The sequence below is a fragment of the Endozoicomonas sp. YOMI1 genome, from assembly GCF_024606345.1.
In the GTDB taxonomy this organism is placed as follows: domain Bacteria; phylum Pseudomonadota; class Gammaproteobacteria; order Pseudomonadales; family Endozoicomonadaceae; genus Endozoicomonas.
Genome location: NZ_JAHHPM010000601.1, coordinates 1 through 6,228 on the forward strand (window position 1 = coordinate 1; position 6,228 = coordinate 6,228).

Here is a 6,228-nt window from a genome sequence, read left to right on the forward strand (position 1 = left end):
TAATGGCACTATTCTTGTCTTGGACAGCCTCCCAGAGCGTCAAAGGACAAGCGAGAGCGGGAAGCACGTTTATGAAATATCCGGGCTATCTTTATCCACCAGATTTTTGTCTGAATTTTTGCCCAAAAAAGAAATAAATTGTTCTTTACTCGGGTGTGCGGACACAACTACTACGATGCGGTGACACTCCTCCCCTTTAACCAAACGCATATCACCAGCAGTGTCCATTGAAAAGACGCTATCAACAATATGGCAGCCGTGTTTTGGATAGGGATATCGTTTAATTGTTTCAGGAAGATATTTTTCTGCAGGAGACGTTTCTGGTGCTTTTTCGGCAAAGAGAAGATCTCCACCGGAGTATTCACCGTCCTCCTGCTCGCATGGCGAGATGACTGCTGTCATGGATAAACGGGTCGGATCAGTAGCCCAAGGAAGACCCACTATTTTCGGGTTGCCTGAATTGAGCGTATATCTTAATATTCTGGCAGTCATCGGTACTGACTGATCGGACCAACCGCCTAGAGTTGCCATTCTTTCCAGGATGGAGCAGGTGAAAATAGCCATTGCTTCAGTGGCATTTGCTTTAGCTAGCCTAATTCTCACCTCATCTTTGTTAGCCAATTTACAAAATCTGTCAAATTTGACAAGGGGTGCTCTTAATTCAGTTCCAGAATCACATGGTTGTGTACCCCCGAGCAGATTCACATATTCGCAACCCTTAAAGGTAGAGCCATTATGGAAAATTGGGTGGAAACACATTTCCTTAAAAAAATTGCGATTAGGGTCATTAATACTTTTTGGCTTTTTTGATTCCAGGTATACCTGATTCAGTAATTCTTTATTAAAACATTCAGGAAGACTGGCAATAAATCGGCCTTTAAATGTTGGCTCAGTTGTATGGTCTTCCACTTGACCAGTGCCAATCTTCAATTGTTCGCGCAGTAAGATGTTGTCTTGTGGAGTAATAGTTGCCGAAGGTCCCAATAACATAATCAAATCCTTATTCAAAAATTATAGTTGCCAACCTATGGAGGTTGGTATGGTAGTTGTATCTCACTAATTTTTTTGACATTGGCAGTTATGAAAAAGTTCCATGCTGATTTCAACGGCGTTTTCCACCATTTCCGACTTTGTTTTACCAATATTTTCCTCCGTGACAAAAAAGAGAAAGTTATTCCGGGACAATGCCTTATCACTGAGGAATGGCTCAAAATCCGGGCAGCCGCCCCGCTCCCCAGACTGCGTTTTAGCGACCACTTCAAAACACCTGACAGATAATCCAGCGAAATAATAAAAAAATGCTTACAAACATTTTTGAACTAGTAATTAACTTATCGATCAAATAGATCCAATTCCATGAAAAAACACGCCACAACAATGATACCAACAATCTGTTCCCCCAGAAGGACTGAACCACCCGTTGAACCGCCTGTACTTCACCCTTTTGGCATTGATCCCGGCGCCAGAAAGCACTGCTTCAACCGATCAATCGCTGAAGAGTCTCCTCACGAAAATTTTATGCCTTGTGACATTCTGGATGATTTACAAACCATCCGGCACGTCAGATCAATTACGGCCGTCAATGCGACAGAACTCAGGGTATTTCAAAATAAAGAGACGATTACCAGCATACGAAAACTGAGAGACACGACCAGTCTTGCTTTACTGCGCTTACAAGAGACAGAAAACACGCCGGGGGCTGCCTCTACTCCCCCGGAGTCACCTGTCTCCTGGCTCTCCCATGAAGCCAAGTCCGCTGGAGAGTCCGACAACGGCAATCACCGCAAACTCAGACCACGGATCCAGGCAAGCAGTCAAGGTGTCGTCCACGGCACCGGCGTTGTGTCGAAACAGTGGTTTAAAAAAAATGATTTCATCGCTCTGTATCATGGCCCACTGATATACCGCAGAAAAAGCCGACAGTCTGGCCGACAAAAAAAATACAATGTATTCAGACTGGAACAGGGCAAAGGAAGCCCTGTCCCCCGATTTCTGGAGAAAGATACGTTTGCGGCCTGGTCAAACGTTTTTCTCAAGCATTCCGGAACGCCCGGCATTGAGATTGGCCGTGATGCTGTCGGGCCCATTCGATATCTGAATCACTCCAAAAATGCCAATGTAAAAATCATCACTCCTCGCGTCGCGGGAAGATTGGCTTTCAATGAATGCGATCAGCTTCTGTTACGGGTTATTGCCCTGAAAGACATTTCTCCCGGAGAAGAACTGCTGTTCGATTACGATCCGGGTCTACCAGAATCAGAAATTGACTTTACGCTATCGACAGTAGAAAAACCCGGGCAAAGTAAAGTTAAAGCCATTCGTACTGTGGTCAGGAACATTATCAAAAAACAGTAGCGCTGGCGATGATATATTTATCATACCAATTAACCAATTACACTCTACTTAAAGGAAGCAAAATGTTCTTTTAATTCTTCAATGTCAACCCAGGTTTGACTCTGGTTAAAAATCGAACGCTCTAAATAGTCTTTCAGATCTTTAATGTTTTCTGCCGTTAATTTATCCATAAATGTGTTTTCTGTTTCTACAGTTTTTACTGAGGACAAATAGGAAGCCAGATCTTCCAAAATTAATGCGTTATCTGAGAAAATTATATTTAGCAGCTTTTTCTGATTGGAAGTTAAAACTTTTTTCAGCTGATAAATATTTGCAGGATGACCTGATCCTGAGCGAAAATCATTTATTTTTTCCATGATCTCGCCAATTTCATCATCAAGCTCTTGTGGCAACTCAACTTCTTTCTCCTGTGTTTTTGCTGATATTTTTTTCCCGATGTGTAAATGCTTTTGATTCAGAACGTTAACTCTCTTTATTATTTTATTTCTTTGTTCTTCAGTTACTTGTTCTAACGCCGAAATACTGAAATCTATTTCAGAATCCGGCTTGTTTTTATCATAATCGAATAACAGCTCTTCTCCCGATTTAATATCTCTCAGAGCCACAACCGTCAGCCGAAGACTGTCCCGGTCCCCCCAGGCTACGGAGTCCATACCGGTATAGCAAATCATTACATTGGCTTGCTTGGAGTGATTCAGGAATCGGATATCATGTTCACAGTTACGACCAAGTTCAATGGCAGGTCTGCCAGCTTTTGCAATAACAACGCCCGACCATGCGACATAGGTGTCGTTTTCCGGGAAATCAAGACCAGTAAAGCCATCGTTGCCCGTACTCTTCATGGTAAAGACATGATATTTTCCACTATGATGATTAAGGATTCTGTACACCAAAGGTCCATCGTAGGGGCATATTTCTTCATTCACTTTAAAGTTTTGGGTTGCAATGACACCGGTACCGTGGACAACACCTTCTGTTGATCTTTTGCACCGGGGAGAGAATTCGCTACCCGGAGATATTGGCGTCATTGCTCTTTCTGAAACAGGAGAGTCAGGGGAATACATTGCTGCCTGACCATTCAAAGCAGGGTCCCCGGCACCCCGGGTAAAACGACCAAGTTCAGAGTCTATCATTTCTTTAAAAGATGATAGGCTTTTTATTAATGATGAATAATCTTTTCCAGGAACTACCACGGTATTTCTGGCGCTTAAAAGGACCATTGAATGATCCAATACAGTTTTCACATCACCAAGGCAGTGATTGCAGCTGGGTGGCAGGGAATTAATGACAGGCAGAGAATTCATGGAAGGCAGAGAATTATTATCTGCTACGTTCCTTTCAACTTGGTGGAGTCGCAATTTTTTTGCCGGGGGGGGATTACTTTCTTTTGAGTCAAATTGACTCAAAGCTGGCATATTGCCAAGCCCGAATCCAGTTGGATGCATTGTTTTATCCTTCAGGTTTTTTTTGGTATTGCATTATTCTTGACCATTAGAACAGCTTTTAGTTCAAAAATGTGACTACTGTTCTTTTTGATTCGTGATGAGCCCATTTTTTTGCTATTGATTAACAGCGTAAAATGTGAACGATTTCGCAAGAAACATGATTTCACATCGTTTTACCAGCGCCCTGATCTGGCTTTTGCCGAGATTGTTTTACCATTCTTTGTTGTATTGTATTATTCAGGTCAATTTATTACGGGTAAGTATAATGTCACAGTACGTGTATACCATGAACCGGGTGAGCAAAATCGTTCCCCCTAAACGCCAGATTTTAAAAGATATTTCCCTCTCCTTTTTCCCGGGTGCGAAAATTGGTGTACTGGGCCTGAATGGTGCGGGTAAATCCACCTTGCTCCGTATCATGGCCGGTGTGGATAAAGAGTTTGATGGTGAGGCCCGCCCTCAGCCCAACCTGAACGTTGGCTATCTGCCCCAGGAACCTGAGCTGGATCCGGCCAAAACCGTCCGTGCAGTGGTTGAAGAAGCACTGGGTGAAGTTAAGGCCGCTCAGCAGCGCCTGGACGAAGTGTATGCAGCCTACGCTGATCCCGATGCCGACTTTGATGCCCTGGCCACTGAACAGGCCCGTCTGGAAAACATTATTCAGGCCGCCGATGCCCACAACCTGGAGCGCAAGCTGGAAGTGGCAGCCGATGCCCTGCGTCTGCCTGAGTGGGATGCCAAAATTGAACACCTTTCTGGTGGTGAGCGTCGCCGTGTGGCCCTCTGCCGCTTGCTGCTCTCCAGTCCTGAAATGCTGCTGCTGGACGAACCCACCAACCACCTGGATGCGGAATCCGTTGCCTGGCTGGAACGCTTCCTGGTTGAATACCCCGGAACCGTCGTTGCTATCACCCACGACCGTTACTTCCTGGACAATGCCGCTGGCTGGATTCTGGAACTGGACCGTGGTGAAGGTATTCCTTACCAGGGCAACTACAGCGCCTGGCTGGAACAGAAAGAGCAGCGTCTGGAACAGGAACAGAAGCAGCAGGATGCCCGTCGCAAAGCCATGGAGCACGAACTTGAGTGGGTTCGCTCCAACGCCAAAGGCCGTCAGTCCAAATCCAAAGCCCGTCTGGCCCGTTTTGAGGAGATGCAGTCCCAGGACTTCCAGACCCGTAACGAAACCAATGAAATCTACATTCCACCCGGCCCACGCCTGGGCGACAAAGTGATTGAAGTCAACAACCTGTCCAAAGGGTTCGGTGACCGCCTGCTGATTGATGACCTGAGCTTCAGCATTCCCAAAGGGGCCATCGTGGGCATTATCGGCGGTAACGGTGCCGGTAAGTCCACCCTGTTCAAAATGATCACCGGGCAGGAGCAGCCGGATTCCGGAACCATTGAACTGGGGGATACCATCAAGATCTCCAACGTTCAGCAGCTTCGTGATGAACTGGACGACAGCAAAACCGTCTGGGAAGCCATTTCTGATGGTCAGGACATTCTGCGCATCAACAACTATGAAGTGCCGTCCCGTGCTTATATTGGCCGCTTCAACTTCAAGGGTGGTGATCAGCAGAAGCGTGTCGGTGAGCTCTCCGGTGGTGAGCGGGGCCGTCTCCAGCTGGCTGCCACATTAAAAGACGGTGGTAACGTACTGCTGCTGGACGAACCTTCCAACGACCTCGACGTTGAGACCCTGCGTGCCCTGGAAGAAGCCCTGCTGGCCTTCCCCGGCTGTGCCATGGTGATCTCCCACGATCGCTGGTTCCTGGACCGTGTCGCCACTCATATTCTGGCCTACGAAGGCGACTCCAGAGTGACCTTCTTTGCAGGTAACTACACCGAGTATGAGGCCGATAAGGTTGCCCGTTTAGGTGAAGATGCTGCTGGTTCTCATCGAATTAAGTACAAACGTATTGATGCTTGAGTATATCTTCTGCTAATGCACCCAATCACCTGAGTTAATTCGAGGTGATCGAGTGTTACCCGGTTAAGCTTCTTCAGATCAGAATAAGAAACTATCGGTATTCAACTCCCCAGAGGGAATTGTACTTTCACTAACAGGGCGTTGAGAGCTGGGCGTGATACAATCTGATACTGCAGTTCCCCTCCGGCTATTGGAATGAAAACCGTCAACAGTATCAACCTGCCAGCTCTCAAAAAATGTTTCAGAAGGGGTTGTTTCGAATAACTTCTTATATTCAAAACCCTTTTTTTCCAGCTCCTGTTTCAATCTATCCCAGCTAAAAGATTTAGTCGATGGATCGAAAATGGTGCGAAGAGGGACGGAGTTACCTTGGTCATTGATGAAAATAGCGTTGTATGTCCATAAATCATAATGGTAGATGCATAGATCTGTGTTGCGGTCAAAAATGGCTGGATACGTGTTTCTCAGGCTGAGAAATAATAAATCGGTTCGAAT

At 45.9% G+C, this 6,228-nt stretch carries 6 protein-coding genes; 2 read left to right on the forward strand and 4 right to left on the reverse strand.

Features of this window, described 5'->3' with window-relative positions:
* Nucleotides 1-69: 69 nt before the first annotated feature.
* Nucleotides 70-990, reverse strand: coding sequence for a hypothetical protein (locus KDK15_RS20855; RefSeq protein ID WP_257297328.1), 921 nt, complete (start codon nucleotides 988-990; stop codon nucleotides 70-72).
* A 66-nt stretch (nucleotides 991-1,056) separates the two neighbouring features.
* Nucleotides 1,057-1,257, reverse strand: coding sequence for a hypothetical protein (locus KDK15_RS20860; RefSeq protein WP_257297329.1), 201 nt, complete (start codon nucleotides 1,255-1,257; stop codon nucleotides 1,057-1,059).
* 99 nt (nucleotides 1,258-1,356) lie between these two features.
* Here KDK15_RS20860 and KDK15_RS20865 point away from each other — a divergent pair, with 99 nt between their 5' ends.
* Nucleotides 1,357-2,355, forward strand: a complete 999-nt coding sequence (locus KDK15_RS20865; RefSeq protein ID WP_257297330.1) for an SET domain-containing protein — start codon at nucleotides 1,357-1,359, stop codon at nucleotides 2,353-2,355.
* 44 nt (nucleotides 2,356-2,399) lie between these two features.
* Here the strand turns inward: KDK15_RS20865 and KDK15_RS20870 are convergent, their stop codons facing one another.
* Entirely contained in the window at nucleotides 2,400-3,800 is a 1,401-nt protein-coding gene (locus tag KDK15_RS20870) for an SET domain-containing protein (RefSeq protein ID WP_257297331.1), read from the reverse strand.
* 265 nt (nucleotides 3,801-4,065) lie between these two features.
* On the opposite strand from KDK15_RS20870, the gene ettA reads away from it, so the two are divergent.
* Nucleotides 4,066-5,733 carry an energy-dependent translational throttle protein EttA gene (gene ettA, locus KDK15_RS20875; protein WP_257297332.1) on the forward strand — a complete coding sequence of 556 codons (1,668 nt, stop codon included), beginning with the start codon at nucleotides 4,066-4,068 and terminating at the stop codon, nucleotides 5,731-5,733.
* 78 nt (nucleotides 5,734-5,811) lie between these two features.
* Here the strand turns inward: ettA and KDK15_RS20880 are convergent.
* Nucleotides 5,812-6,228 (reverse strand): hypothetical protein (locus KDK15_RS20880; RefSeq protein WP_257297333.1); only part of this gene is annotated, 417 nt, incomplete at its 5' end.

Bases quoted from the DNA above. Each gene is read 5' to 3' on its own strand.
- KDK15_RS20855 (WP_257297328.1), bottom strand. From the start codon at position 990: ATGTTATTGGGACCTTCGGCAACTATTACTCCACAAGACAACATCTTA.
- KDK15_RS20865 (WP_257297330.1), top strand. From the start codon at position 1,357: ATGAAAAAACACGCCACAACAATGATACCAACAATCTGTTCCCCCAGA.
- KDK15_RS20870 (WP_257297331.1), bottom strand. From the start codon at position 3,800: ATGCATCCAACTGGATTCGGGCTTGGCAATATGCCAGCTTTGAGTCAA.
- ettA (WP_257297332.1), top strand. From the start codon at position 4,066: ATGTCACAGTACGTGTATACCATGAACCGGGTGAGCAAAATCGTTCCC.